21 protein-coding genes and 1 pseudogene are annotated in these 26,417 nt (G+C 61.5%); 17 read left to right on the top strand and 5 right to left on the bottom strand.

Annotated elements, in window-relative coordinates; genetic code table 11:
- A pseudogene (locus tag B3R00_RS10145) lies at positions 1 to 358 on the top strand (L-lactate permease); the annotation flags it as partial.
- Positions 359 to 475: 117 nt separating this feature from the next.
- Here the strand turns inward: B3R00_RS10145 and B3R00_RS10140 are convergent.
- Both B3R00_RS10140 and apbC read right to left on the bottom strand, forming a co-directional pair.
- Positions 476 to 2,995, bottom strand: coding sequence for a penicillin-binding protein 1A (locus B3R00_RS10140; protein ID WP_286998907.1), 2,520 nt, complete (start codon positions 2,993 to 2,995; stop codon positions 476 to 478).
- A 168-nt stretch (positions 2,996 to 3,163) separates the two neighbouring features.
- Positions 3,164 to 4,258: an iron-sulfur cluster carrier protein ApbC gene (gene apbC, locus B3R00_RS10135; RefSeq protein WP_286998906.1), complete on the bottom strand. Its 1,095-nt coding sequence runs from the start codon at positions 4,256 to 4,258 to the stop codon at positions 3,164 to 3,166.
- Between the two features lie 154 nt (positions 4,259 to 4,412).
- Between apbC and B3R00_RS10130 the strand changes: the two genes are divergently transcribed.
- The 10 genes from B3R00_RS10130 to soxZ all read left to right on the top strand — a co-directional run bounded on the left by B3R00_RS10130 (position 4,413) and on the right by soxZ (position 15,533).
- On the top strand, positions 4,413 to 4,985 hold the full coding sequence (locus tag B3R00_RS10130) for a restriction endonuclease (RefSeq protein ID WP_286998905.1): 573 nt from the start codon (positions 4,413 to 4,415) through the stop codon (positions 4,983 to 4,985).
- 215 nt (positions 4,986 to 5,200) lie between these two features.
- Positions 5,201 to 6,955 (top strand): diguanylate cyclase domain-containing protein, encoded by a 1,755-nt coding sequence (locus tag B3R00_RS10125; RefSeq protein ID WP_286998904.1) that lies wholly within the window; start codon positions 5,201 to 5,203, stop codon positions 6,953 to 6,955.
- 117 nt (positions 6,956 to 7,072) lie between these two features.
- A complete protein-coding gene (gene metG, locus B3R00_RS10120; RefSeq protein WP_286998903.1) occupies positions 7,073 to 9,226 on the top strand; it encodes a methionine--tRNA ligase in 2,154 nt (717 codons plus the stop codon).
- Between the two features lie 8 nt (positions 9,227 to 9,234).
- Complete coding sequence (locus B3R00_RS10115) at positions 9,235 to 9,468, top strand: hypothetical protein (RefSeq protein ID WP_286998902.1); 234 nt, start codon at positions 9,235 to 9,237, stop codon at positions 9,466 to 9,468.
- A gap of 364 nt (positions 9,469 to 9,832) precedes the next feature.
- Positions 9,833 to 10,195 (top strand): c-type cytochrome, encoded by a 363-nt coding sequence (locus B3R00_RS10110; RefSeq protein WP_286998901.1) that lies wholly within the window; start codon positions 9,833 to 9,835, stop codon positions 10,193 to 10,195.
- The gene (locus B3R00_RS10105; RefSeq protein WP_286998900.1) at positions 10,195 to 11,472 is read left to right on the top strand and encodes an NAD(P)/FAD-dependent oxidoreductase; all 1,278 of its coding nucleotides are present in this window, start codon (positions 10,195 to 10,197) and stop codon (positions 11,470 to 11,472) included. Before B3R00_RS10110 ends, B3R00_RS10105 begins: the two co-directional genes overlap by 1 nt.
- A gap of 249 nt (positions 11,473 to 11,721) precedes the next feature.
- Entirely contained in the window at positions 11,722 to 12,765 is a 1,044-nt protein-coding gene (locus B3R00_RS10100; RefSeq protein WP_286998899.1) for a YeeE/YedE family protein, read from the top strand.
- Between the two features lie 449 nt (positions 12,766 to 13,214).
- Positions 13,215 to 14,561, top strand: a complete 1,347-nt coding sequence (locus B3R00_RS10095; protein ID WP_286998979.1) for an FAD-dependent oxidoreductase — start codon at positions 13,215 to 13,217, stop codon at positions 14,559 to 14,561.
- Positions 14,562 to 14,675: 114 nt separating this feature from the next.
- Positions 14,676 to 15,182: a thiosulfate oxidation carrier protein SoxY gene (locus B3R00_RS10090; RefSeq protein ID WP_286998898.1), complete on the top strand. Its 507-nt coding sequence runs from the start codon at positions 14,676 to 14,678 to the stop codon at positions 15,180 to 15,182.
- Between the two features lie 21 nt (positions 15,183 to 15,203).
- Positions 15,204 to 15,533 carry a thiosulfate oxidation carrier complex protein SoxZ gene (gene soxZ / locus B3R00_RS10085; protein ID WP_284214198.1) on the top strand — a complete coding sequence of 110 codons (330 nt, stop codon included), beginning with the start codon at positions 15,204 to 15,206 and terminating at the stop codon, positions 15,531 to 15,533.
- An 85-nt stretch (positions 15,534 to 15,618) separates the two neighbouring features.
- Here the strand turns inward: soxZ and B3R00_RS10080 are convergent, their stop codons facing one another.
- From B3R00_RS10080 to bamE, 3 genes are all read right to left on the bottom strand, one after another.
- Positions 15,619 to 16,764 carry a sensor domain-containing diguanylate cyclase gene (locus tag B3R00_RS10080; protein WP_286998897.1) on the bottom strand — a complete coding sequence of 382 codons (1,146 nt, stop codon included), beginning with the start codon at positions 16,762 to 16,764 and terminating at the stop codon, positions 15,619 to 15,621.
- A 731-nt stretch (positions 16,765 to 17,495) separates the two neighbouring features.
- Positions 17,496 to 18,176: a YitT family protein gene (locus B3R00_RS10075; protein WP_286998896.1), complete on the bottom strand. Its 681-nt coding sequence runs from the start codon at positions 18,174 to 18,176 to the stop codon at positions 17,496 to 17,498.
- 219 nt (positions 18,177 to 18,395) lie between these two features.
- Positions 18,396 to 18,899, bottom strand: coding sequence for an outer membrane protein assembly factor BamE domain-containing protein (bamE, locus tag B3R00_RS10070; protein WP_286998895.1), 504 nt, complete (start codon positions 18,897 to 18,899; stop codon positions 18,396 to 18,398).
- 46 nt (positions 18,900 to 18,945) lie between these two features.
- Between bamE and B3R00_RS10065 the strand changes: the two genes are divergently transcribed.
- From B3R00_RS10065 to bioF, 6 genes are all read left to right on the top strand, one after another.
- A complete protein-coding gene (locus tag B3R00_RS10065; protein ID WP_174862919.1) occupies positions 18,946 to 19,149 on the top strand; it encodes a DUF3460 family protein in 204 nt (67 codons plus the stop codon).
- A 145-nt stretch (positions 19,150 to 19,294) separates the two neighbouring features.
- Positions 19,295 to 20,146, top strand: coding sequence for a segregation and condensation protein A (locus B3R00_RS10060; protein WP_376747615.1), 852 nt, complete (start codon positions 19,295 to 19,297; stop codon positions 20,144 to 20,146).
- A gap of 772 nt (positions 20,147 to 20,918) precedes the next feature.
- Positions 20,919 to 21,917, top strand: a complete 999-nt coding sequence (gene bioB / locus B3R00_RS10055) for a biotin synthase BioB (protein ID WP_286998978.1) — start codon at positions 20,919 to 20,921, stop codon at positions 21,915 to 21,917.
- A gap of 670 nt (positions 21,918 to 22,587) precedes the next feature.
- Positions 22,588 to 23,919 (top strand): adenosylmethionine--8-amino-7-oxononanoate transaminase, encoded by a 1,332-nt coding sequence (gene bioA, locus B3R00_RS10050; RefSeq protein ID WP_286998893.1) that lies wholly within the window; start codon positions 22,588 to 22,590, stop codon positions 23,917 to 23,919.
- A gap of 554 nt (positions 23,920 to 24,473) precedes the next feature.
- Positions 24,474 to 25,148: a dethiobiotin synthase gene (bioD, locus tag B3R00_RS10045; RefSeq protein ID WP_286998892.1), complete on the top strand. Its 675-nt coding sequence runs from the start codon at positions 24,474 to 24,476 to the stop codon at positions 25,146 to 25,148.
- 16 nt (positions 25,149 to 25,164) lie between these two features.
- Positions 25,165 to 26,388, top strand: coding sequence for an 8-amino-7-oxononanoate synthase (bioF, locus tag B3R00_RS10040; RefSeq protein WP_286998891.1), 1,224 nt, complete (start codon positions 25,165 to 25,167; stop codon positions 26,386 to 26,388).
- The last annotated feature ends 29 nt before the right edge of the window (positions 26,389 to 26,417 follow it).

The following is a 26,417-nucleotide window of genomic DNA, read 5'->3' as shown; positions in this document are numbered from 1 at the left end:
CTTGGGCTTGGGCTTGGGCTTCTCGCTTCTAGCGGCCTCTGACCTGTCCCTGATCGCCAACACCGCCCCCGTGGCCTCTGGCGCGCTGGCCACACCAGTGATCACGCTGGCCAAGGTGCACGGCTACGACCTGATGGAAGTGAAGGCCATGATCGGTCGCCAATTGCCCTTCTTCTCGGTGCTGGTGCCGTTCTGGCTGATCTGGGCGTTTGCCGGTCGCAAGGGCATGATGGAAGTTTGGCCTGCAATTTTGGTGGCTGGCGTGTCCTTCGCGATTCCGCAGTATCTGGTGTCCAACTTCATCTGCCCCGAACTGGTGGACATCATTGCGGCCATCGTCTCTATGGCGTGCTTGGTTGTGAACTAAGCCTCATCCAAACTCAGCTTTCTATAGCTACTACCGCTAGTCCACAAAGGGCTAGCGGCATTTTTTATGCTTAATAGCAGCCTGTAGCGAGTCACCAGACTGTCGGCTCTACGGCGTTTGCCGGGGGCTGCCCAATACAGCCGGTGGATACAAGGTGTGATCCGGCAGCGGCGCAGTGGCTGCATCCGGCTCTGACCACTGCTCCATCCAGACATCCAGCGCATCGTTGGGCACCGGGAGCGGCGGTGCTGCGGGCGCAGGCAAGGAGGGAATGGACTCCTCAATAGCCTCTGGTAGCGATGCGGGCGCTGCGGGCTGGGGTGCAGGGATGGGCTGCACGGTCGGGCGTGCAGGCTGCGGTGACTGAGGGGCAGCCGGCTGCGGCTGGGTCAGCCACCACGCTTGCCACTGCTGGTTCAGGCTGCTGCCCCAGCGGTGCCACCACGCACTGTCATCGGGGGCTTCAAAGCGGGCATGGCGCTGCAGGTCTTTGCGCTGTAGTGCCTTGTGCGTAAAGTCACCCACAATCGGCAAGGCACTGCGCGCGCCCTGCCCCCAATAATCGCTGCGCAAGGTGATGCGGGCATCGTTAAAGCCCACCCAAGCGCCCGCCACCAGATGCGGGTGCATCAAGATAAACCAGCCATCTGCATTTTTTTGCGTGGTACCGGTTTTGCCCGCCACGTCATCTTGAATACCCCAGCGGCGGCGAATATCGCGGCCCGTGCCTTTGTCCACCACGCCGCGCATCATGTCGATGAGTGCGTAGCTGTCTGCCTCATCCATCGCCGGCTCAGTAGGATGCGGGGCAAATTCAGCCAGCACCTTGCCTGTGCGATCTTCAATGCGCGTGACCATCCAGGGCGCGCGGTAAGCGCCACCCCGCACCAAACTGCCGTAGGCATTGGCCATTTCCAGCAAGGTGACAGGGCTGGCCCCCAATGCCAAAGCGGGCACGGCTTGCAGCGCACTCTCGCGCACCCCCAGATTGCGCGCCAGGCGTGCGACCTTGGCGGGCCCCACTTCTTGCACCAGCTGCGCCGTGATGGTGTTCTTGGAATACGCGAGCGCGTCGCGCAGGCGCATGGCCTGGCCGCTGGGCGCACCTGCATCGCTGGGCCGCCATACCTCACCGCCGGGCAAGGTGATTTCTACAGCCGCGTCCACACGCTGGTCATCGGCAGAGATGCCTGCCTCCAGGGCTGCGCCATAGACAAACGGCTTGAAGGTCGAGCCCGGCTGACGGCGCGCTTGCTGAACGTGGTCGAACGCATCGGTGGCAAAGTCGCGGCTGCCCACCCAGGCACGGATGGCGGCGGTCTCTGGCTCCATGGCCACAAAGCCTGCTTCAATGCGTGTTTTGTTCTGGCGCAGTTGCTGCATCAAGGCGTTGTCTTGCAGCAGCGCCTGCAGCGCGGCTTGCTCACTTTGCCCTTTTTCGCGCAAGGCTGCGTAGGCGGCACTCTCACGCACCAAGCTCTGCACCAAAGGGTTGTCCGTGCGCCAGCCATCGCGCTTGTTCCAGTTGGTAGTCGCAATGGCTTGCAAGGTTCGCGTGTGGTTGCGCACGGCCTGATTGGCCTGTGCCTGCAGGCGTGCATCGAGCGTGGTGTGTACCACCAGCCCATCGGTATAGATGTTGTAGCCCTCACTGTCGGCCCAATCGATCAGCCATTTGCGCACCTGCTGCGCAAAGTGCGGCGCCATGCCCGTGGGCACTTCCTGGCGCTCAAAATTCAGCCGCAGCGGGCGTTTTTTCAGCCGCTCGAACTCATCGGCAGCCAGCACCTCGCGTTTGACCATCTGCGACAGCACCGTATTGCGCCGCGCCACGGCGCGCTCGGGGTTGCGCACCGGGTTGTAGTAGCTGGTGCCCTTGAGCATGCCCACCAAGGTGGCCGACTCAATCACACTGAGCTTGGCTGCCGGCTTGTCAAAGTAGGTGCGCGCAGCCATCTCAATGCCCCAGGCGTTGTAGAGGAAGGGCACGGTGTTGAGGTAGGTCTCCAGAATTTCGTCTTTGCTGTAGAGCGCCTCAATCTTGAAAGCTGTGATGGCCTCTTTGAGCTTGCGGTTCAAACTGGCTGCGCGGCCAATTTCTTCGGGGTAGAGGTTGCGCGCCAATTGCTGGGTGAGCGTGGAGCCCCCCTGCAAATCCCCTTGCAAGCTATAAAAAGCCGAGGACAGGGTGCGGCGCCAGTCCATACCGTGGTGCGCATAAAAGCGATGGTCTTCGGTAGCAATCAAGGCTTGGACCACCGCTGGCGCCACCTGATCCAGCGTGACCCACTGGCGGTTGCTGCGCTTGAACACCGCCAGTTCTTTGCCATCCGCCGTCAGCACCTGAGCGGGCTGCTCCAGCTTGGCTTTGCGGATGTCGCTGATGCTGGGCGTGAACGGTATCAGCAGCAGCACATACAGCCCCCCAGCGGCTGGCAGCGCCACCAGCCATTGCCAGCGCCATGCAGCGAAACGCCGCCATGCGGGCCCTAGGCGCCCGCCTAAAGCTTGTATACGGGGAGCATGCTGCACCGCAGTGCACAGCACGTTGCGCCGCGCAGCCACATGCTGCTGCAGCGCTTGCCAGCGCTGTAGCAAGGCTTGTTTAGACAGTAGGCGGGCGGCCATGCGGCGATGGGTTGGCTCTTGTTCTTGCACGATCAACGGCAATGCCTGGGGCACTGCGCAATACAGAAGGCGCACAGCATGCCGCAAAAAAGCGCCCCAGCGGAACTGGGGCGCTTTGCCTAAGATTTCAGCAGGGCTTCCTGGTGCGCAAGCCCACAGCCCCCGCAATCAGGTGTTCTGACTGATGGTGATGGTGGGGAACTTGGCCGAGAAGTCCTTGGCCTTTTGCGCAATCTTCACGGCCACATCGCGGGCCAGCTTTTTGTAGATCTGTGCAGCTTCGCTGTCGGGTGCAGCAGCCACGGTGGGCTTGCCGCTGTCGGCCTGCTCGCGGATTTGCATGGACAGGGGCAGCGAGCCCAGGAAGTCCATATTCCACTCCGCAGCCAGCTTTTTGCCGCCATCCTGGCCAAAAATGTGTTCGACATGGCCGCAATTGGTGCACACGTGCATGGCCATGTTCTCGACCAAGCCCAAGATGGGCACGCCCACCTTTTCAAACATCTTGATGCCCTTGCGTGCATCCAGCAAAGCGATGTCTTGGGGCGTGGTCACGATGACGGAGCCCGTCATAGGCACCTTCTGGCTCAGCGTCAGCTGAATGTCGCCCGTGCCAGGGGGCAGGTCGATGACCAAGTAATCCAGGTCTTTCCAGTTGGTGGAGCGCAGCATTTGCTCCAGCGCCTGCGTGGCCATGGGGCCGCGCCAGATCATGGCTTCGTTGGGGTTGTTCAGCAGCAGGCCAATGGACATCAGCTGCACGCCGTAATTTTCCAGCGGCTCCATGGTCTTGCCATCGCTGCTCTCGGGCTTGCCGCTCACACCAAACATCATGGGCACGCTGGGGCCGTAGATGTCAGCGTCCAGCACCCCCACACGCGCGCCTTCGGCGGCCAGTGCCAGCGCCAGGTTGGCCGCGGTGGTGGACTTGCCCACACCGCCCTTGCCCGATGCCACGGCAATGATGTTCTTCACGCCGGGCAGCAGTTGCACGCCGCGCTGCACCGCATGCGCCTGCACCTTGGTGTAGACATTGGCCGATACGTTTTCCACGCCTGCCACGTTCTTGGCTGCAGCAATCAGTTGCTTGCGCAACTCAGGGATGATGCTTTTCGCGGGGTAACCCAGTTCCACATCAAACGCCACGTCGCCACCGCTAATTTGCACGTTGCGCACCGCACGGGTGCTCACAAAATCGGTAGCAGTGTGGGGATCAATCACGCTGGCCAGTGCCGCCAAAAGGCTTTGTTCAGTTAGAGACATGCAGTTTTGTACTTATGGTTGGTGGGGTCTGAGAAAATCAGCAGCGTCTGAGTCTATCGGAGCCTTGCAACCCATATGGTCAGCGGGTTCTTGTCCCTTGGGTGCATGGGCACCTTGTTCTCCCTTTGAAAGATCTCCTGCCGTGAAATTCAAAATGGCCGAAAACTCCCTGTTTGCCATCCTGCTGCGCTCGCGCTGGTGGATCAGCTTTTTGGTGGGTGCAGCCTGGGCCCTGCTGGCAGCCGCGCTGGTGCCGCAGCCTTACAAAATGATTGCCATCTTGGGCTCTCTGCCGTTTTGGGCGGTCGGCTTTGTGGCCTTTGTGCGCCAGTACGACCAACCCACCCCTGCGCAGCAGCAAGTGATTTTGGAAACTGCCGCACAACAAAGCTGGGGCGAGTTTTCCCAGCAACTCGAGCGTGCATGGCAGATTGAGGGCTATACCGTGCAGCGCAGCCAAGATCCCGCGGCCGATTTTGCCCTGCAGCGCAACGGCAAGACCACCTTGGTGTCTGCCAAGCGCTGGAAAGCCGCTGCCCACGGCGTAGAGCCCCTGCGCGCGCTGCACCAAGCCATGCAAGCCCAGCAAGCCCAGGAATGCGCCTATGTCTGCATCGCCCCCCTGCAAGACAGCGCCCAGCGCTTTGCCGATGCCCAGCACATTGCGGTGCTGAGCCAGTTGACCCTCGCCACCTTGCTGCAAAAGCCCATGATGCAGCAGCCGTAACCAACGAAAAATAAAACGATAGCGCACAGCGCTTTATCACAAAGGGTTTGCACATTGATTCATGTGCAAACCCTTTTTTAATGGGCGCAAGCTGCTCGCCTTTTACAAACATTGTTTCAATGTGTTACCTAAAATAGTGCCCACTCACGATGTAGGAGCTGCTTTGTCAATGCGTCAAGCCCTCCCCTTTCACGCGCCAGCCCATGTCTATCTGTATGCAATTACGTTCTCTCAAGCTGCGCCTGCTGCTGCCTTACGCCACCTTGATTTTTCTGCTGACCTGTGCGATTGGCAGCTTGACCTATTGGGCGGGCGCCCGCACGGTGACGGGCTTGTCTGACCAGTTGCTCAAGGAGATGGCATCGCGCATGCACCAGAGCATTGAGCACCATGTCAGCGGCTCCGCAGCCGTGTTGGAAGCCGCATTTCCCACCGGCATGGCCGCAGGCGCAGATATCCGCCATGACTGGAAAGCGTTGCGCAGCCGCCTGTGGGCCGCCACCACACTGGCCCCCCGCACGAATGACTATGTCTACTACGGCAATATTGCGGGGCAAGGCGTTGGCCTCAAGCGGCGCCCCGACGGCACGGCCGAGCTGCGTGTACGCACCGATGCCAACCAGCACCGCCGCTACTACCGTCTGGACCGTATTGACGGGCCAGCGCACTACCTGCGCACCGAGGCAGCCATGTTCGACCCACGCCAACGCCCGTGGTTTCAGCTGGCATCCCGTGTAGACCAGCATATGTGGACTTCGGTGTACATCGATTTCGGCATCAAAGACCTGGTGCTCACCCGTGCCCGGCGCGTGCTCAATGCCCAAGGGCAATTCGAAGGCGTGGTGGCCACCGATGTCTCACTGCGCGCCTTGAACGATGTGGTCAACGATCTGGGCCGCAGCATCCACGGACTGGCTTTTGTGGTGGAGCCCGATGGGGAGCTGGTCGCCGTCTCGGGCATGGACAACGTGCGCTTTGCCGATGACGGCCGCATCGAACGTTTGACCGCCACCACCAGCGGTAACCCCTTGGTGCACAGCATTTATTTGCAAGTGCGCAGCCATTTCAACGCAGCAATTGCCCGCAGCGGCCCCGACACAGAGTCGGTGTCCGAAGTCCACAACCTGCAGCTCCAAGACCAAGATGGTGAGCCACTGCACGTGGCCTTTGTGCGCGTGACCGACCACGCAGGCCTGGACTGGATTGCAGCGGTCGCCGTGCCCCGCACCACCATCTTGGCCGATGTCTCGCGCCTTGTAGAGCTGGTGATGGTGGCCGGTGCGCTGAGCCTGTTGCTGGCCTTGCTGGTCGGCATGCGCCTGTTTGGCCGTGTGGCCGATGACGTGCGCAGCCTCTCGAACGCCGTCCAACGTGTAGGCCGGGGCGAAATCAGCAGCTCCTTTGAAACCACGCGCCAAGACGAAGTGGGTGAGCTGGCGCGCAACTTCAGCCATATGCGCCATGAGCTGTTTACCGACCGCGTCACGGGCATCTCCAACCGCAGCGCCTTGCAGCATGTGCTCAACAACATGGTCAGCAAGCCTGCACACGGTGCGCCCCAACCGTTTGCCGTGCTGTTCATTGATCTGAACCTGTTCAAGCAGCTCAATGACCGCTGGGGCCACGACAACGGTGATCTGGCGCTGGCAGAAGTGGCACAGCGCCTGCGCCACCAAATCCGCACCGATGACCACGTGGCCCGCCTGGGCGGCGATGAATTCGTGATGGTGCTACGTGGCATTGGTCACCGTGAAACGGCGCAAGCCATCAGCGCCAAGATGGAGGACGTCATCAGCGCCCCGCTCACCACGCTGCAAGGCATTCCTGCGGGCGAAACCGTGCAACTGGGCGCCAGCATTGGCATTGCCCTGTTCCCGCACGACGCACATGACGTACACAGCCTGCTCCAGCACGCCGACCAGCGCATGTATGCCAAAAAAGCCAACAACCCCTTATCAGACAAGCGCTGACAGCTCATAAAAAGCAAGCAAAAAAGCAGCCAGCACGGGTACACGCCCGCATTTGCTGCGCTGCGCGGCCAGCGCCTTAAAATTGTGGGTTGCTTTTGCCAGCCTACGAGAAGACCTATGTCCCAACGCAAACTATTCGTTACCACCGCCCTGCCGTATGCCAACGGCAACTTCCACATCGGCCACATCATGGAATACATCCAGGCCGACACCTGGGTGCGTGCGCAGCGAATGCAGGGCAACGCGGTCAACTTCGTGGGCGCGGACGACGCCCACGGCGCGCCCATCATGATTGCCGCCGAGAAGGCTGGCAAGACGCCCCAGCAGTTCGTGGCCGACATCGCCGCCGGACGCAAGCCCTATCTCGACGGCTTTCACATTGCTTTTGACAACTGGAGCAACACCGACAGCCCCGAGAACCACGCGCTGTCCCAGCAAATCTATCTGGACTTGAAGGCCGCTGGTTTCATCGAAACCCGCACCATCGAGCAGTTCTTCGACCCCGAGAAGAACATGTTCCTGCCCGACCGCTTCATCAAGGGCGAGTGCCCACGCTGCCACGCCAAGGACCAGTACGGCGACAACTGCGAGGTCTGCAGCTCGGTCTACGCCCCCACCGACCTGATCAATCCATTTTCCGCGTTGTCCGGTGCCACCCCGGTGCTGAAAAGCTCGGAGCACTTTTTCTTCAAGCTGTCGGACCCACGTGCTGTGGAGTTTTTGACCGAGTGGACGCAAAACGGCAAACACGTTCAACCCGAAGTGGCCGCCAAGATCAAGGAATGGTTTGGCGTGCGCACCAACCCCGATGGCTCGACCAGCGAAGGCCTGGACGACTGGGACATCAGCCGCGACGCGCCCTACTTCGGCATCGAGATTCCCGATGCACCGGGCAAGTACTTCTACGTCTGGCTGGATGCTCCCGTGGGCTATCTGGCTTCGCTCAAGGAACTGCTCAACCGCCGCGGCGAAGATTACGACGCCTACATGGCCGACCCAGACTTGGAGCAGTACCACTTCATCGGCAAAGACATCATCACCTTCCACACGCTGTTCTGGCCTGCGATGCTGAAGTTCAGTGGCCGCAAGACGCCCACCAAGATCTGTGTGCACGGTTTCATGACCGTGAACAACGGCGAGAAGATGAGCAAGAGCCGCGGCACGGGTCTGGACCCGCTGAAGTACCTGGCTCTCAAGATGAACCCCGAGTGGCTGCGCTACTACCTGGGCGCCAAGCTCAACGGCAAGAACGAAGACATAGACTTCAACCCCGAAGACTTCATGCTGCGCGTGAACTCCGACCTGATCGGCAAGTACGTGAACATTGCCTCGCGCGCTGCGGGCTTTCTACATAAATTCTTTGACGGCAAGCTCACAGACACACCAGCATTCACAACCACACTGAAAGCTCATCTAGCTAATAATCTGAATAGTGAGTGGGAAATTGACGTACACACCACGGACGACCAGCGTCTACAACGCAATTTAGCTGCAGATATTGCCTTCGCTGTCACCCAATCTATCAAGGCATACGAAGAACGCAATACCGCCGCTGTTGCTCGTTTTGCCATGATGGCTGCGGACAAAATTAACGCTTATGTTGATTTCCAAAAACCTTGGGTACTGGCTAAAGATGAAGCACAACGTGAACTATTGCATACAGTTTCTAGCGTAGTGATCCAAGCTTTCCGTTTGGTAACGCTGGTCTTGAAACCTATCCTGCCCAAAGTTGCAAGCGAAGTTGAAAGCTTCCTCAATATTGAGCCACTTATGTTTGTGGATGCCTCTGCCACCTTGCCTACAGGCCACAGTATTAATCAATACCAACACCTGATGCAGCGTGTGGTGGTGGAGCAGTTGGACGCCCTGTTCGAGCCGCCCGCCGCGCCCGTAGTAGAGGCCGTGAAGCCCGGTGGCGAAGAGATTGCGCCCACCATCACCATCGACGACTTTGCCAAGATCGACCTGCGCATTGCCAAAATCGTCGAATGCAAGGCCGTTGAAGGCTCCACCAAGCTGCTGCAGCTGACGCTGGACGCTGGTGAAGGCAAGATGCGCAATGTGTTCAGCGGCATCGCCAGCATGTACCAGCCCGAACAGTTGCAGGGCAAGCTCACGGTGCTGGTGGCCAACCTGGCACCGCGCAAGATGAAGTTCGGCATCAGCGAAGGCATGGTGCTGGCCGCCAGCCATGCCGATGAGAAGGCCCACCCCGGCATCTATGTGCTGGAGCCCTTCCCCGGCGCCACACCCGGCATGCGCATCGGCTGATCCTTCACATGTTCGCTTGGCACCACCCCTTGCGCCTGCTGGTTGCAGGGGCTGTTGCATGCTGGCTGCTCACCGGCTGCATCACCTACACGGTGGTCAGTACGACCGTATCTGTGGCCGGTTTGGCGGTCGATGCGGCCGTCGGCACGGTCAAAATCGTCGGTAAAGGGGTGGGCAAAGCCGCCGACGCTTTGCTGGAGGATGAACAAGAGGCAGAAGGCGCCAACCCTTCATCGGAATGACCTCGAAGTCAACGATGCCTCACCTCGCCTGACGCGACCTCGATCAGCTTGCCAGCGCACCGCCGCTTGCAAGCTTTTTTATGGCCTGGCCCTTTCACATCAATCGCTTACAGCTATTGTTTTTACCCGTGCACTGCAATCGCCATTGATAAAGAAGCACCGCTTTGCACCCCTCGCGCGCAGATAGACGGCGCTTATATGCAGGGTGCAGATGCTTCTAACCAGTGGTTGCAACTGCCTCCCTAGAATTCGTCCCTCTGACCGCTGCGCTGGCACGTGACTGCCGCCAGAACACAGCGCCCCACGTTGACACGCCGGAGCGCGGCACCGCCGCAAGACCGGCACGCGATCGATAGGAGACCGCATGCCTCTGTCACCCGTACACACCCTGCGCCCCGCCTTGTGGCTGGCCGCAGCTTTGCTGGCCCCTGCGGCCCTGGCCCAGACCACCGCAACTGCAACTGCTGCTGCATCGACTGCAGGCCCCTCGGTACAAGATATCTCCCTGATTGCGGGCACCTGTGCCAATTGCCACGGGCCAGACGGCCGCAGCACCGGTGGCATTCCCAGCCTGCGTGGTGTGCATGAGCGACACCTGCTGCAACGCCTGCAAGCCTTCAAAGCCGGCACAGCCACCGATGCCACCGTCATGACGCGCCTGATGAAAGGCTATGACGATGCCCAGATTCAAGCCCTCGCCCAGTGGTTCAGCAAGGAGGCCAACTAATGTCTTTCAATCGCCGTACTGTTTTAGGTAGCGCTGTTGCCGGTGCTGCCACGTTGGCCCTGCCCTCCATCGTGCGCGCCCAAGCGGGCTCTGCCCATGTCGTCGTCGTCGGTGGCGGCTTTGGCGGTGCCACGGCTGCGCGCTACCTCAAAGCCCGTGCGCCCCAGGTGCGCGTGACGCTGATCGAGCCCGCACAGACCTTCTACACCTGCCCGTTTTCCAACCTGTATCTGGCGGGCCTGCGCACCTGGGACAGCATTGCTCACGGCTATGACGGCCTGCGCAAAGCAGGGGTAGAAGTCATTCACGCCCGTGCCGACAATGTCGACACTGCGGGCAAGCGGGTGTTTTTGTCCAACGGCAAACTGCTGCACTACGACAAGCTGGTGCTCTCGCCCGGCATTGACATGCGCTGGAATGCCTTGGAAGGCTATGACGAAGCCGCTACCGAGCTGGCCCCCCACGCCTGGAAGGCCGGCGCGCAAACCCAGCTTTTAAAGAAGCAGCTGGACGCCATGCCCGACGGCGGCAAGTTTGTGATGGTGATTCCGGCCAACCCTTTCCGCTGCCCGCCCGGCCCCTACGAGCGCGCCGCCATGGTGGCCCACTACTTCAAGCAGCACAAACCCAAAAGCAAGATTTTGCTATTGGACAACAAGGACGCTTTCTCCAAGCAAGGCCTGTTCCTGTCGGGCTACAAGGCGCTGTACGGCGACATGATCGAGTGGGTCAAGCAATCCGACGACGGCCAGGTGGTGCGCGTGGATGCTAAGAACCTGGAAGTAGAAACTGCTTTCGGCACCAAGCACAAGGCGGATGTGCTGAACGTCATCCCCCCGCAAAAGGCCGGCTTCATCGCCGACCGCGCTGGGGTGACCGATGCCAGCGGCTGGGTGCCCATCAAAGCCGAGAGCTTTGCATCGCAACAGGTCAAAGACGTGTATGTGCTGGGCGATGCCACCCAAGCTGCGCCCATGCCCAAGTCCGGCTTTGCCGCCAACACCCAGGGCAAGGTGGCTGCAGCGGCGATTGCAGCAGAGTTGCTGGGCCAGCCGGTTGCCACCGGCGCTTTTGCCAACACCTGCTACAGCCTGATCGGCAGGGACTACGGCATCTCGGTGGCGGGCGTGTACCGCAGCGAATCCGGCAAGCTGATTGAGGTGCCCGGCTCCGGCGGTGTCAGCCCTGCCAACGCCGATGCAGGATTCCGCAAGGCCGAAGCCGATTACGGCGCGGCTTGGTACAAGGCCATCAGCGCGGATATCTGGGATAGATAACGAAGTTCATCCCCCCGAGGCGCTGACGCGCCTTCCCCCTTCTGTCGCAACTTTCTGTTGCCGGAAGGGGGACACCGCCATCGCTGCGGGGCGGCCCTTACTCGGCGGTTCTGGCGAAAGGGGGGCTGCATACGCTATCGCTGTGCGTTCAAAACTTTCATCACATACTTTTGCCTCGCGACTTTTCAGTTGCGAGGCTTTTTCACCTGTGCAGCAGTGGTTTAGCATGCGCCCTGCTTGAGGATTGATATGTTGTTGTGGTCTACATTTTTTCTGGGTGTGGTCTTTGGCGTGTTTGCACGCTGGGGGCGTTTTTGTTTGCTGCGCGGCCTGCGCCAAGCCACGGGCCTCGATAGCGGCGAAGGGCGTGGCAACGCGCCAGCGCTGCAGGCCTTTGCACTGGCGCTGGCCGTGGCCTTGCTGGCATCGCAGGGACTGCAGTGGATGGGTGTGGTCGATCTGACGCAGGCCCAGATCGTGCGGCCCAACTTCTCTGCCCTCGGTGTGTTCATCGGCGGTGCTGTCTTCGCGTTGGGCATGGTGCTGGCTAATGCCTGCGGCGCGCGCTCACTGGTGCTGCTGGCGGGCGGCAATTTGCGCGCGCTGGTCACGGTGGTGTTTTTGGCGCTGGGTGCGCAGGCTAGCGCCACCGGCGTGCTGGTGCCACTGCGCCAATGGTTCCAAGGCATTGCGCCCTCTGTGCTGGAGCACAGCACACTCACCCAGCAGTTACAAGCAAATAGCCTCTCAACCCTTACCATTTATACGCTGACAGCTATCATTCCTGCGCTACTCTTGGTGACTTACGCCATGTGGCGCCCTGCGCTGCGCCGCAGCCCGGCGCAGTGGCTCTCAGCCCTGGTGATTGGCGCCTTGGTGGCGGTGGGTTGGTGGATCAGCGCCCATATCGGGGTAGATGCGTTTGACCCCGCCAAGCTCACCTCGCTGAGCTTTATCTCGCCGATTGCTGAAACGCTGCTATACGTGCAAGTCGCCGTGGGACGGGAATTTGATGCCGCCTGCGCCTTGGTGCTGGGTGTGCTAACCGGCGCTGGCGTGACGGCACTGGTCACAGGAACCTCACGCTGGGAAGGCTTTGACAGCCCCGCACATTTGGCGAAGAGCGCCATCGGTGGCTGGCTCATGGGCTTTGGCGGTTTGCTGGCCGCTGGTTGCTCCATCGGCCAGGGTCTGAGCGGTATGAGCACCCTGGCCTGGGCGACATTTCCGGCCGTGGCAGGCATCGTGCTGACCACCTGGATCACCCTAAAAATCGTCGCCACGCGCCGTTAAATACGACAAAGCGGACGTTAACCCCTGCTCACTGAGCGCTATGCGTCCACCCCGTATGCAGCGCCTTCCCCTAGAATCGCCCGCATAGACAGCTCTGCTTGTGCCGCGTGTCGGCTAAGAGGGATTACCCCCATCCTTGCCTGTGTCACCCCTGCTTCATGCAGGAGCAACACATTCAACGCCCAAGCCTGCTTAGGAACCCGTTGATTTGCACAGGATGTGGCTTCTGCCACGCCAGGAGCCTGAACAATGCCCCCCAACCCACCGATGTTTGCTTTGCACTGCAGCGCCCCACGCAGCTGCAGCAGGGCAAGCGCTGTGTGTGCGGTCGGCATGGTCTGCCCCGTTCCCTTTGCTCCAAGTGCCAGCGCAAGCCCTGCGCTGGCCCCAGCACGCAAGGTCTGTCGATTGGAAACACCTATTTCCCACTCTGAGGAGCCACTATGACCATGCAACGTCGCCGTTTTTTAATGACCCCGCCCGCCATGGCCCTGGGCGCAGCTACGGCTGCCGCCCCGATTGCCACGCTGGCAGCCCCCACCATCATGACGCCCCAATCGCGCATCCTGCCCCGCACTGGCAAGGGGCCGCGCATTGTGATTTGCGGCGGTGGCTGGGGTGGCATGACCGCTGCGCGCTATCTGCGCGAGCTGATCCCCAACTCGGACGTGGTGCTGCTAGAGCGCAACCCCACCTTCTGGTCGGGCCCCATGAGCAACAAGTGGCTGATCGACATCGTGAACACCGATTTCATCAACCGCGACATGCTGCACCCCGCCAACAAGTATGGCTACCACTTGCTGCAAACCGAAGTGACCGGTTTTGAGCGCGACAAAAAGCTGGTGCGTACGGCCCACGGCCTGATCGAGTACGACTACCTGATTCTGTCCGGCGGTATCCGCAACGACTACGAAGCCTGGTTTGGCAACGACCAAAAGGCCATCGACTACACCCGCAAGCACTTTCCCAACGCCTACATCCCCAACCAGGAGATGGTGGCGCTGAAGAACAAGGTGAAAAACTTCAAGGGCGGCACCTTGGTGATGACGCTGCCCCCACCACCGCACCGCTGCCCCCCCTCGCCCTACGAGCGCGCTTGCCTGATTGCCTGGCACATCAAGGCCAACAAGATTCCCGGCAAGATTTTGATTCTGGACCCCAAGCCCAAGATCGCGCCCATCGGTGTGGGCTACAAACAGGCGTTTGAAGAGCTGTACCCGGACATCATCACCCACGTACCCAACGCCCGTGTGCAGGAAGTGGACCCCTTCAACAAGAAGATCAAGACCGCCGCTGGTGAATTCAAGTTTGATGACGCCATCTTGATGCCTCCCCACCAGGCCGCTGAAATGGTGTGGTGGGCCGATCTGATTGGCAAAGACCCACAAACCGGCAAGCCCACAGGCTGGGCCGATATGGACACTCGCTATTTCACCGCCAAGACAGACGACAGCGTCTACTTTGTGGGTGATTTGATGGGTGCCATCTCGCCCCAGTTTGGCCACTACCCCAAGAGCGCCCACGTGGCCAACTACATTGGCAAGATCGTCGCCAAGAACATCTCGCAGCGCGTGGCAGGCAAGGAAGTGACGCCGCTGCTGCCCGACAACCTGTGCTACATGATGGTCAACGGCGATCCGCAGGAAGAAATCTCGGTGAAATTTGAGTACGAGATCGACGCCGCTTCGGGCAATGTCCACCAGACGCAAATCGATATGGACGTGCGCACCGCCGACCTGGTCAAGGAAGACTTCGCGTGGATCAATGGTAAGTTCAGTGACTTCCTGGGCATCTAACCCGGCCTGACTCGATCGCCGCACGCTGCCCCCGCTCTTGCCTGCTGCAAGAAAGGGGGCAACTTTGCATGTATAAGCACCGGCGAGCATGCCCTGCCGCCCACACGCTCTGCTATGAAAACTGCAACTTCTCCGACCCTGACCCGCCGCCGCCTGGTGGCTGGCGCAGCCGCTGCCGGCGCCACACTGGCCCTGCCCGGCATGGCCACGGCACAAAACACTGCACCCACGCCGCTGGTTGGCCCTTTGGCACCCAACCCCGTGGAATTCAAGAAAACCATGGCGCAATTCATTGGCAGCGCCAAGCCGCAGGCCGAGGGCTTGCAGCTGGACATTCCCGTGCTGGCCGACAACCCCAGCGCCGTTCCCGTGAAAGCCAAAGTCACCCTGCCCATCACCGAGCAAGACTGGTGTGAAGAGCTGATGATCGTGGCTGAACTCAACCCCATCCCCTTGGCCTGCCGCATGCAATTCACGGCCGAAACCGGTGCCGCAGAAGCTGCTGTGCGCATCCGCCTGAGCCAGTCACAGGCCGTACATGTGCTCGCAAGGATGAAAAGCGGCGTTGTGCTGCAAGGCAAGCAAAACGTGACCGTGGCCGCCAGTGGCTGCGGCATGTAACAGGCAGGAGATACCATGAGCATGAACAAGCCCCCGCGCGTCTGGGTCAGCAATGAAAAGCCCAAAGCCGGCGACATTCTGCGCGTACGCGCCCAGATGGAACACGTGATGGAAACCGGCCTGCGCAATGACCCAGCCACCGGCAAACCTCGCCCGCGCCATATCATGAATCACTTTGAAGCCAAGCTGGGCGGCAAGCTGATCTTCACGTGGGACCCCGGCACCTCGATTGCCCAAAACCCCTATATCGAATTCACCTTCAAAGCCCGCCGCAGCGGTGAGCTGACCATGCTGTGGAAGGACGATCAGGGCCAGACCCTCACCGCCAGCAAAACCATTACCGTGGGCTGAGCACACTGCTCTCGCCCACCAAAAAGCCCCGCTGGCTCTGCAAGCAGCGGGGCTTTTGCTTTTTGGCTGCACCAAGCGCCAGGGCCTAGGCCTGTGCAGCGCTGGGCTCTACGGTGGCATCCGTGTGGATTGCCTGCGCACCGTACACCACCACCTTGTTGCGCCCCGCCGCCTTGGCTTGGTAGAGCGCCTCATCCGTGTGCTGCAGCAGGGTTTGCACATCCTGCCCATGCGCAGGAAAACTGGCCAAGCCGCAGGACAAGGTCACGTGCAGCGTCTGCTGCTCCAGCCTTCTTGGCAGATGGGCAAAAGCCTCACACAGCTGCTGCGCACGGTCTTGGGCAACCTCTAAGGCCGTATCCGGAAAGAGCACCAAAAACTCATCGCCACCATAGCGGAACACCATATCTTGAGAACGGTTGTACTGCATCAAGTGGTGCGACAGGGCCAGCAGCAGATGGTCTCCGGCTGCATGGCCATAGGTGTCATTGACCTCTTTGAATCGGTCCATGTCCAGCAGCATGACCGCCAGCGAAGTCCCCCGGGCTGCACATTGCTGCATCAATTGCGGCAGCTTTTGATCCAGCATGCGGCGATTGAAAAGCCCTGTGAGCGGATCGCGCGTTGCTTGCTCTGCCAGCAAATCTTTGAGTGCCTGAATTTCTGACAGTTGCTGGCGCGTTTGGGCACGTTGCTGGTAGAGCTTGGAGGCGCGCAAAAAAGCGTCTTGCGCAAATACGGTCAAGAACAGCATCAAGGTGAACATGCACAAGCCGGTGGCCCACATGCCGGTGTCGGGCTGAAAAGACAAGGGCTGCACACAGGCCACAGCAATCACCCCCAGGCCCATCGCCACAAGTGCGCTGGCCCAGCCCTTCCAACTGCCGAATGCAATCAAGTTGACGCTGGTGGCGATGAACATGGCAAAGCTAATCCACAGCGGAAAGCCCAGGCCTGCCGCCCATGCCCCGAAGCCAACGCCATCCAGCAGCATGTTGCGCACCTCCGCCCGGCGTGGGTTGGCAGCAAGGCAACCATGCACATATTGCAGCTGGGGGCCCATAAAAAATTGCAGCACCAGCAACGCCCATGCCAAATCCGAGGCATGCCTGGCGTGCAGATGAAAACCTACCGTCAACCCCAAAAGCGCAAAACAGATGGAACGATTCTTCCAATTCATGCGCACGGCCCAGTGCGCATGAGCGGGTTTGAAGTTATGAATCGAAACCATGGAATGACTTAAAAAAGGAGAGGGAATCAGCGATAAGCAGGTGCGAAGTGAATTGCCAGGCTGGCCAGGCAGCAACAGCGGGATACATCTGTAAAAGTGCTTTGGGATTCTGCGGTGCGACCCGATGCGAGTCGCACGGGGGTAAATCCTTATCAATCGAAATTAAAGGTAGATCAACGGCAAGTGGCTTGGCACCGCTCGACCGTCCTCGTGCCTGCTTCACAGCCCTCCATGTCTGCGGATTTTCAAGAAGAAAATATGGCTGAAGCGCTGATAAATAAAGCACAAGCAGCTATCTAAATTCACTGTGCTTACTCGTCTCCCACATCTGCCGGGCAGCAGATGCCCACCGTCTGCGGTAACGCCAGCCTTGCCGTTCATCTGGGCACACAGTTTTTGCCACGGCAAGACTACGGGCCGTCAGAGCACTGACAGCCCCAGCGCACGAGCCCAAAGTCCATCCAGAGGGAAGCGGCATGCTTTGCGCCAGCGCCATGCCAAAGGTCACTGCTCATGAACACCGGGTAACAAAGAAAGGGCTCGGCACCGCCAATGCAGGTTCCCCAACCAAGGCGCCAGCGCATCCCGGGCCAATCTATGGGAGCCTCTATACATGCGCCCCTGGCAGGCCCAACAAAAAGCCCCGCAGGCTTTTCAGCCTGCAGGGCTTTGTACTTTATGCATCCAATAGGCCGCTAGCGCTTATGGATCAAGCGCTAGCAGCTATCAAACTATTTGCCGTGGTAGCGCCCGGGGCGATGGCTGACGGCCAAGAAAATGCCCATCACCACCGCTGCCAAGATGGACCACAGCACCCGCTCCAAGGGCACTACCCACAGCGCCAGTGCCACCACCGCGCAGTCAATCGCCATCTGCACCTTGCCTGCGGGGATGCCCCATTTGTCTTGCGCATACAGCGAAACAATCGTTGCGCCCCCCAGGCTGGACTTGTGCCGTGCCAAAAACAGCACGCCGGTGCCCATCAGCAAGCCACCGGCAATGGCGGCAAAAGCCGGGTGCAAATAATCAATGTGAATCAGGCGCGGGCCCAACTCCGTAATCAACGAAAGCAGGGCCACCGAGACAAACGTCTTGATCGTGAACTCTTTGCCCACGTACTTCCATGCAAACCAGTAAAACGGAATATTGATGGCAAAGTAAATCGCGCCAAACGACCAGCCCGTGGCGTAGTGCAGCACAAAGGCCAAACCCGCCGTGCTGCCCGTGAGCAAACCAGCCTGCGCATACATCATCATGGTGATGCCCACGAACAGCGAGCCCGAAAACAGCGCTTGCGCGTCTTCATACGGGCCGTGTTTGACCACGGCGACAGGGGCTGGCGCAGCCAGGGAAGAAGCCGCAGGCGCGCTGAGCGCGGACTCCGAGACAGGCGAAGAGGTGGTGGTGCTCATGGCGGATACCGGTTTTTCGCACTGCCAGCTTGTGGCCGCAGCGCAAACGTACATGCAAATTGCTAAGCAAGAAGCACACCACCAGAAGTTCTTTCTGGGGGCGCAATGCCTACAACGCAGTACCGGGTCACGGCGCTGACAGGTTTTTGCTGCAATGCAGCAATTACACCACCGTCCTGCGCCGTTGCTTAGATTCCGCCACGTGTTTTCAACAGGTGCTCAGCGATCACCCTGAGGCAGCTTGATGCGGCTGCCACTTTTTTTCACCGTGCCATTGGCACCAAAGGTCACGGTAAATTCCATCTCCTGACTGGGCGGGTCAATCCAGTTCCAGTCCCAATCCGTTTCTTGCTTGAGCTGGTAGGTCATGCGCTGGGCGGGCTTGCCCAGCATGCGGCGCACCTGCTCCTGCGTCATTCCGGGCTGAATCTGCTCGAACACATGCGGAGTCAGCACCTGGCGCAGCGCCGTCATCACGCCATCGCTGCCGATGGTGATCATGTAGTTACGGTGCCCCATGGGCTGGCGCGGGTATTCAAATGTGCGCGAACCATCGGGCTCGGGCCAAATGGTCTCGGGCTCGCCGAAGGCTTTGCGCACATCTATCTCGGTAGACAGCCCTTCTTCCAGGGTGTCAATTTTTTGCTGGTCACAGCCAAGCAGCGCAAAAACGCTGGTGGCCAGTGCGGCCACCGTGGCTACGACACGGTTCAGTAGGTTCATGGACGGTGTCCCGCTAGAATCGTCGATCTAGAGAGGTTACCAGTCCATGTCTATTTTTGCCCGCCCCCACTACACATCCGATGCCACCGATTTCATCAACCAGATGAAAAAGGACAACCCCCAGCTTGAAGCCCAGCAACTGGCTGGCCGTGCCCTGCTGTGGGACAAACAGGTGAATTACGAAGTGCAAGCCGACTCCGAGCAAGCCCGTGTGGCCCAACAACCCTACGTGTACCAGTCCAACCACTAATTACGCATTAGCAGTGTTTTTATGGCCCAGCCCTTGATATACAAACGCTGGACGCTCTTATTTATTAAGCTGCATGAGCGAAAGCGCTTCTGACAACGCCCAATCCGAGCTGCCTGTGACGGCGGCTTCGGACAGCCCAGACCTGATGCCCACCGTGGTCGATCAGGTGGCACTGGCGCGTCTGTACGGAGAGCCACTGTTCAAGCTGCCCAACGACCTGTACATCCCCCCGGATGCGCTGGAAGTTTTTTTGGAAGCGTTCGAAGGCCCGCTGGACTTGCTGCTGTACCTGATCCGCAAGCAGAACTTCAACATCCTCGACATCCCCATGCTAGCGGTGACCCAGCAGTACCTGCGCTATGTGGACGAGATCCGCAGCCGCAACCTGGAGCTGGCGGCCGAGTACCTGCTGATGGCAGCCATGCTCATCGAGATCAAGTCGCGCATGCTGCTGCCGCCCAAGAAGAAAGAGGGCGAGGAAGAGGCCGAAGACCCGCGCGCCGAGCTGGTGCGCCGTCTGCTCGAGTACGAGAAGATGAAGCTGGCCGCGCAGCAGATCAATACCCTGCCGCAGTACGGGCGCGATTTTCTCAAGGCCCAGGTGCACATTGAGCAAAGCCTGCAGCCCCGCTTTCCCGATGTGGCGGTGGGTGAGCTACAAGCCGCCTGGCGCGACATCCTCAAGCGCGCCAAGCTGGTGCAGCACCACCGCATCACGCGCGAAGAGTTGTCGGTGCGCGAGTACATGAGCCAGATCCTCAAGCAGCTGCAAGGCCAGCGCTTTGTCGAGTTTGAAAAGATTTTTGACCCCAGCAAGGGCAGCACCGTGCTGGTCGTCACCTTCATTGCCCTGCTGGAGCTGGGCAAGGAAACCCTGATCGAAATCACCCAGGCCGAGGCCTACGCCCCCATCTACGTGCGCCTGGCCTACCGCCCAGCCGCGACGATCACCAGCGCCCCGCTGGAACTCGAAGAAGAGCTGTACGAGCGCGACTAGCGACTGAGGCTTGTCACTGCAGCGCAGTCTGTGCAGCGCAGCGTCTGCCTATGCGCTTCTGCCCTCCGTTTTCTAATAGACCATGGTGCGCCCACGCACGTCGCAGGCGTTCGCAGTCCTCTCATCCCACGCCCAGTCAGCGGCAACACCGCCCCCATCACTGCATCACTCACCCTACCCACACTGGCTTTGCGCCACCGCATTCACCGTGCGTGGCACGCCTTGCGCGCAGACCATGCGTGCTGCACGCCAGCGCTGAAAGAGCCATCGCTGCATGGCTAGTGCTTCCAGCGTATTCAGAACTAACTGCTATCCCCCACAAATCACTCAACTTAAAAACCACTGCGGGTGCTGCTGCAATATTTATTTGATTTCGCAATGTGAAATTTTTCAAGATATTTCACTAAAAACCGCCATTTCTCGCAAATTCATGCGCATAAATCACTTCTTCTTACCTTAACTTCTGCCTGATCGAATGCAAGGCTTGATGCAGTTACCTGCTGATGCCTGCAAATTGCACAAAGAAAGCACACGGCGCTGCCAACGCACTAACAAAAGTAATCAACTTCACTTAAGTAGACGACAAAGTTATCTCAATCAACGACAACGTCTTTCAACCCAACTATCTGCAGCGCACGTTGAAAAAATAATTTTTTTGTGCTGACAATGAATGGCATCCCTGCTTGCAGGCTTTTCGAGGAACCATTCCATGTCCCACCCCAGCGAGACTTGCGCTTCCCCCGCATCCGTTCATGCCACTCAGGCACAGCCCATGCACTGGCACCCGCCCGCCGCCGCTGTGGCGGCCGACAGCGGCCACCAGCGCTGGTCGGTCGAGGCCGTCCAGCAACTGCTGGACCTGCCCTTCATGGAGCTGCTGTACCGCGCCCAGACCGTGCACCGCCAGCACTGGCCCGATGGCGAGATCGAGCTGGCCACGCTGCTGTCGGTCAAGACCGGCGGCTGCCCCGAGAACTGCGGCTACTGCCCGCAGGCGGCCGAGTTCGACACCGGCGTGAAGGCCGAAAAGCTGATGAGCGTGGAGGAGGTTACCCGCGCCGCCAAGGCCGCGCAGGATGCCGGTGCCACCCGTTTTTGCATGGGCGCCGCCTGGCGTGCGCCCAAGGACCGCGACATCGAGAAGATGAACGCGCTGATCGCTGCCGTGAAAGGCCTGGGCCTGCAGACCTGCGCCACCTTGGGCATGCTGCAGCCCCACCAGGCCCAGTCGCTGCGCGAGGCCGGCCTGGACTACTACAACCACAACCTGGACACAGCGCCCGAGTACTACCAGGACGTGGTCAGCACCCGCCAGTACCAAGACCGCCTGGACACCCTGGCCGCCGTGCGCGGCGCCGGCATCAGCGTCTGCTGCGGCGGCATCATCGGCATGGGTGAAGCGCCGGTGCACCGCGCCGGGCTGATCGCGCAGCTGGCCAATCTGAATCCCTACCCCGAGTCCGTGCCCATCAACAGCCTGGTGCGCGTACCCGGCACGCCGCTGGCCGACAGCGAACCGGTGGATCCCTTGGACTTCGTGCGCGTGATTGCCGTGGCCCGCATCACCATGCCCACCGCGCGCGTGCGCCTGTCGGCCGGCCGCCAACAACTGGGCGAGGCCGTGCAGGCGCTGTGCTTCATGGCCGGCGCCAACTCCATCTTCTACGGCGACAAGCTGCTGGTGACGGGCAACCCCGATGTCGAGGCAGACACCACGTTGCTGCGCAAGCTGGGGTTGCAGGGGCTGAAGACTACTACCACGGTGGAATGAAGATCGCTTGAAAAAGAGGAGCTGATTGCGCCGGTAGGTAGTGGGTTTAACGCTGATTTGGTTTGCATCCGCCCATGGACTAACGTCCATTCCTCATGCAGGGGCAGAGGCCGGGAGTTCGCCCCGGCTGGCGAGTCGCTTTCTTTTGCTTCGCCAAAAGAAAGTGACCAAAGAAAAGGCGAGCCTGGCAGGCGGCTGTCCGGCGGAACTCGCTACGCGCCTACGTCGCTCTGCTCACACAGCCGCCGGAAATCAGAAGGACTTCCTCGCGGTGCGCGACGCTTGCGCGCGCACGGGTAGCGCTGTGCCTCTTTACGCCTGCATGCTTCAGCACAACGCCGATGCTCTCCGCAGGCCTGCAGCAGCAGCGCTGCGAGACAGGTCTGCTTTGTCCACCTGACTTGCCGTGGCTGTCCGAGCGCAGCGCCTGCGGCGCGCAGCGAGTTCCACGGCAAAGCGCTCGGCAGAGTCGCCTTTGCTTTGCCTCCTTTCATTTGGCGAGACAAATGAAAGGAGGTCGCCCGCCGGGGCGAAATCCCGGCCTCTGTCGACAAATTCCGCTCAACGCTTTCAAGCCACGAAACCCACGACCAGCCAGCACCAACCGCTCTACTTTTTACAAACAAGCGGCTGAAGCATGCCTCTCGCCACACGTTCAGGAGTTATTGCAATGACACCCTCTGACCTCGCCAGCCGCAGCCTCGCGGCCGTCTGGCACCCCTGCACCCCCATGAAGCGGCACGAGACCGAGCCCCTACTGGCCGTCGCACGTGCGCAGGGGCCGTGGCTGTATGACACCGCAGGCCACCGCTACCTGGATGCCATCAGCTCCTGGTGGGTCAACCTGTTCGGCCACAGCCACCCGCACATCCGTGCCGCGCTGAGCGATCAGCTGCAGCAGCTGGACCACGTCATGCTGGCCGGCTGCACCCACGCGGCTGTGGTCGAGCTGTCGGAAAAGCTGGCCGCGCTGACCGGCCTGGGCCACGCCAGCTATGGCAGCGACGGCGCGTCGGCTACCGAAATGGCGCTGAAGATGAGCACCCACTACTGGCGCAACGTCGGCCGGCCCGAAAAGAACGGCTTTGTCGGCCTGACCGGGGGTTACCACGGCGAGACCGTGGGGGCGCTGTCCGTCACCGATGTGCCCATCTTCCGCAGCGCCTACGCGCCCCTGGTGCGCCTGTCCGCCACCGTGCCCAGCCCCGATGCGCGCGCCGCCCAGCCGGGTGAAACCGCCGCCGACGTGGCCCACCGCGCCGCTGCGGCGCTGGAGGCCTGGCTGCAGCGGCACCACGCCCAGACCGCCGCGCTGATCGTGGAGCCGCTGATCCAGTGTGCCGCCGGCATGGCCATGTACGACCCCGCCTACCTGCGCCAGGCCCGCGCGCTGTGCGACCGCTACCAGGTGCACCTGGTGGTGGACGAGATCGCCACCGGCTTTGGCCGCACGGGCAGCCTGTTTGCCCACCAGCAGGCCGGCATCACGCCAGATTTCATCTGCCTGTCCAAGGGCCTGACCGGCGGCACCCTGCCGCTGTCGGCGGTGCTGACCACGGACGCTGTATACCAGGCCTTCTACGGCACCGAGGCGGCGCGGGCCTTTCTGCACTCGCACTCCTACACCGGCAACCCGCTGGCCTGCCGCGCCGCCCTGGCCACGCTGGAGCTGTTCGAGCAACTCGACACCCTGCAGGCCAACCGTGCGCTGGCGGCACAGCTGACCACCGCCTTCGCCCCGCTCAACGCCCACCCCCGCGTGCGCCATGCCCGCCACATGGGCATGGTCTGGGCCTGGGATGTGGAGACGGTGCTGCCCGACTTTGCCCAGCACTACCACGCCGCCGCGCGCGCCCGCGGGTTGCTGCTGCGGCCCATCGGCCACACGCTGTACTGCATGCCGCCGTATGTGCTGGATGCCGACGAGGTGCAGCACCTGACAACCCAGGCGCTGGCAGCGCTGGAGGACTGCTTGCTGCAAGAAGCAGAGCTGCAGGCGTAGTCCCTGCAAGTGCTAGAGGCCTAAAAGCTTTATTTTTACTTTCCGAGGACGTGCCATGTTGAAGGACAGAAGCCGGGAATTCGTCCCGGCGGCCGAGTTACTTTCTTGTACGCTACAAGAAAGTAACCAAAGAAGCGCGTCTGCCGACGGCTGTCCGGCGGAACTCGCTGCGCGCCGCAGGCGCTGCGCTCACACAGCCGCCGGAAATCAGAAGGGCATCCTTGTGGTGCGCGACGCTTGCGCGCGCACGGGTGGCGCTATGCCTCTTTACATCTGCATGCTTCGTCACAGCGCTGGCTCTTCCCGCAGGCCTGCCGCAGCAGCGCTGCGAGACAGGACTGCCACCCGCCACCTGAATTTCCGTGGCTGTCTGAGCGCAGCGCCTGCGGCGCGTAGCGAGCTCCACGGCAAAGCACTCGGCAGAGTCGCCTTGGCTTTGCCTCCTTTGATTGGGCGAAACAAAAGAAAGCGACTCGCCCGCCGGGGCGAACTCCCTGCCTCTGCCGCCAACACCACACCCCACCTAAAAAATCACTGACCAGGAGCCTCCAACCATGATTGCCTGCTTTGTCACCGGCACCGACACCGGCGTCGGCAAGACCCTGTCCAGCTGCGCCCTGCTGCATGCCCTGGCGCGGCACCACCGCCGGGTGGTGGGCATGAAACCGGTGGCCTCCGGCGCCGAGCCGGATGGCCGGGGCGGCTGGGCCAACGAGGACAGCCTGGCGCTGCGCGCGGCCTCCACGCTGGTGGTGCCGCCGCAGCTAGACAACCCGGTGCTGCTGCCCGACCCGGTCTCGCCCCACATCGCTGCCGAACGCGCGGGCGTCACCGTGCAGCTGGCCCCCATCCTGCAGGCCTACCAGCAACTGGCGGCCCAGGCCGATGCCGTGGTGGTCGAAGGCGCAGGCGGCTGGCAGGTGCCTCTGTCCCCCCACCTGCGCATCGCCGATCTGGCCGTGGCGCTGCAGTTGCCAGTGGTGCTGGTGGTCGGCCTGCGGCTGGGCTGCATCAACCACGCCCTGCTGACGGCAGATGCCATCCGCGCCAGCGGGCTGCCGCTGGCGGGCTGGATCGCCAGCCGCGTCGATCCGCAGATGCGCGAACCCGAGGCCAGCCTGGCCTACCTGCGCCAGCACCTGGGTGCGCCACTGCTGGCCGACCTTCCCTGGCAAGCGCAGCCCGATGCGCTCGCCGTCCCCGTCCAACTGCCCCAGGCGTGGCAATGACTCCTCCTTCCCAGCCATGAACACCCTCTCCCCCACCTCCTGGCTGCAGGCCCTGCCCCGGCAGCTGGCGGCGCTGGATGCCCAGCAACTGCGCCGCACCCGCCGCACCGTGGCGCCGCAGCAGGGTGCACACATCACCGTCAATGGCCAGCCCATGCTGCAGTTCTGCAGCAACGACTACCTGGGCCTGGCCCTGCACCCGGTGCTGATCGAGGCCGCACGCGACGCGGCGCTGCACTTTGGCGTGGGCTCGGGCGGCTCGCCCATGGTCAGCGGCCACAGCACGGCGAATGCGGCGCTGGAGCAGGAGCTGGCGCAGTTTCTGCAGCTGCCACGCGCGCTGTACTTCTATGCCGGCTTTGCCACCAATGCCAGCGTCATCCCGGCCCTGGTCGGTGCGGGTGATGGTATTTTTTCGGACGCACTGAACCACGCCAGCCTGATCGACGGCTGCCGCCTGTCACGCGCCAGCATCCAGCGTTACCCGCATGGCGACCTGGCCGCCCTGGAAGCCCTGCTGGCCGCCAGCCCCTGCGCACGCAAGCTGGTGGTCAGCGATGCCGTGTTCAGCATGGATGGCGATGTGGCCGACATCCCCGGCCTGCTGGCCCTGTGCGAACGCTACGACGCCCTGCTGATGCTGGACGACGCGCACGGCCTGGGCATCCGCGGCCCGCAAGGCCGGGGCAGCCTGGCCGCCGCCGGTCTGACAGGCGCCCACGCCAGCCCGCGCGTGCTGTACATGGCCACGCTGAGCAAGGCCGCCGGCGCGGCCGGCGGGCTGGTGGCCGGCAGCGAAGACCTGATCGAATGGCTGCTGCAGACCACGCGCAGCTACACCTTCGCCACGGCCGCACCGGCCCTGCTGGCCCGCGCGCTGCAGGCCAGCCTGCGGGTCATCGCGGACGGCGATGCCCTGCGTGTACAGCTGCAGGCCCGTATCCAGCAGCTGCGCACGGGGCTGCAGCCGCTGCTGGCGCGCACCGGCTGGCGCCTGCTGCCCTCGGACACGCCCATCCAGGCCCTGGTCATCGGCGACAACGGCGCCGCCCTGGCGCTGATGGAAAGCCTGCGCCAGCGCGGCCTGTGGGTGGCGGCCATCCGCCCGCCCACCGTGCCGGCGGGCACGGCGCGCCTGCGCATCGCCTTGTCGGCCGCGCACACGGCTGCGGATGTGGCCGCCCTCGTGGATGCCTTGGGGGTGTTGGCCGATTTCCTGCCGCCGGTCGAGGCACAATGAGCGCCAAATTTGACACCACAACCAGGAGA

Source organism: Comamonas sp. UBA7840, from assembly GCF_002501455.1.
GTDB lineage: Bacteria > Pseudomonadota > Gammaproteobacteria > Burkholderiales > Burkholderiaceae_C > Comamonas > Comamonas jiangduensis.
Note: the sequence above shows the minus strand (reverse complement) of the source record. Positions and strands in the feature narration are given on the sequence as shown.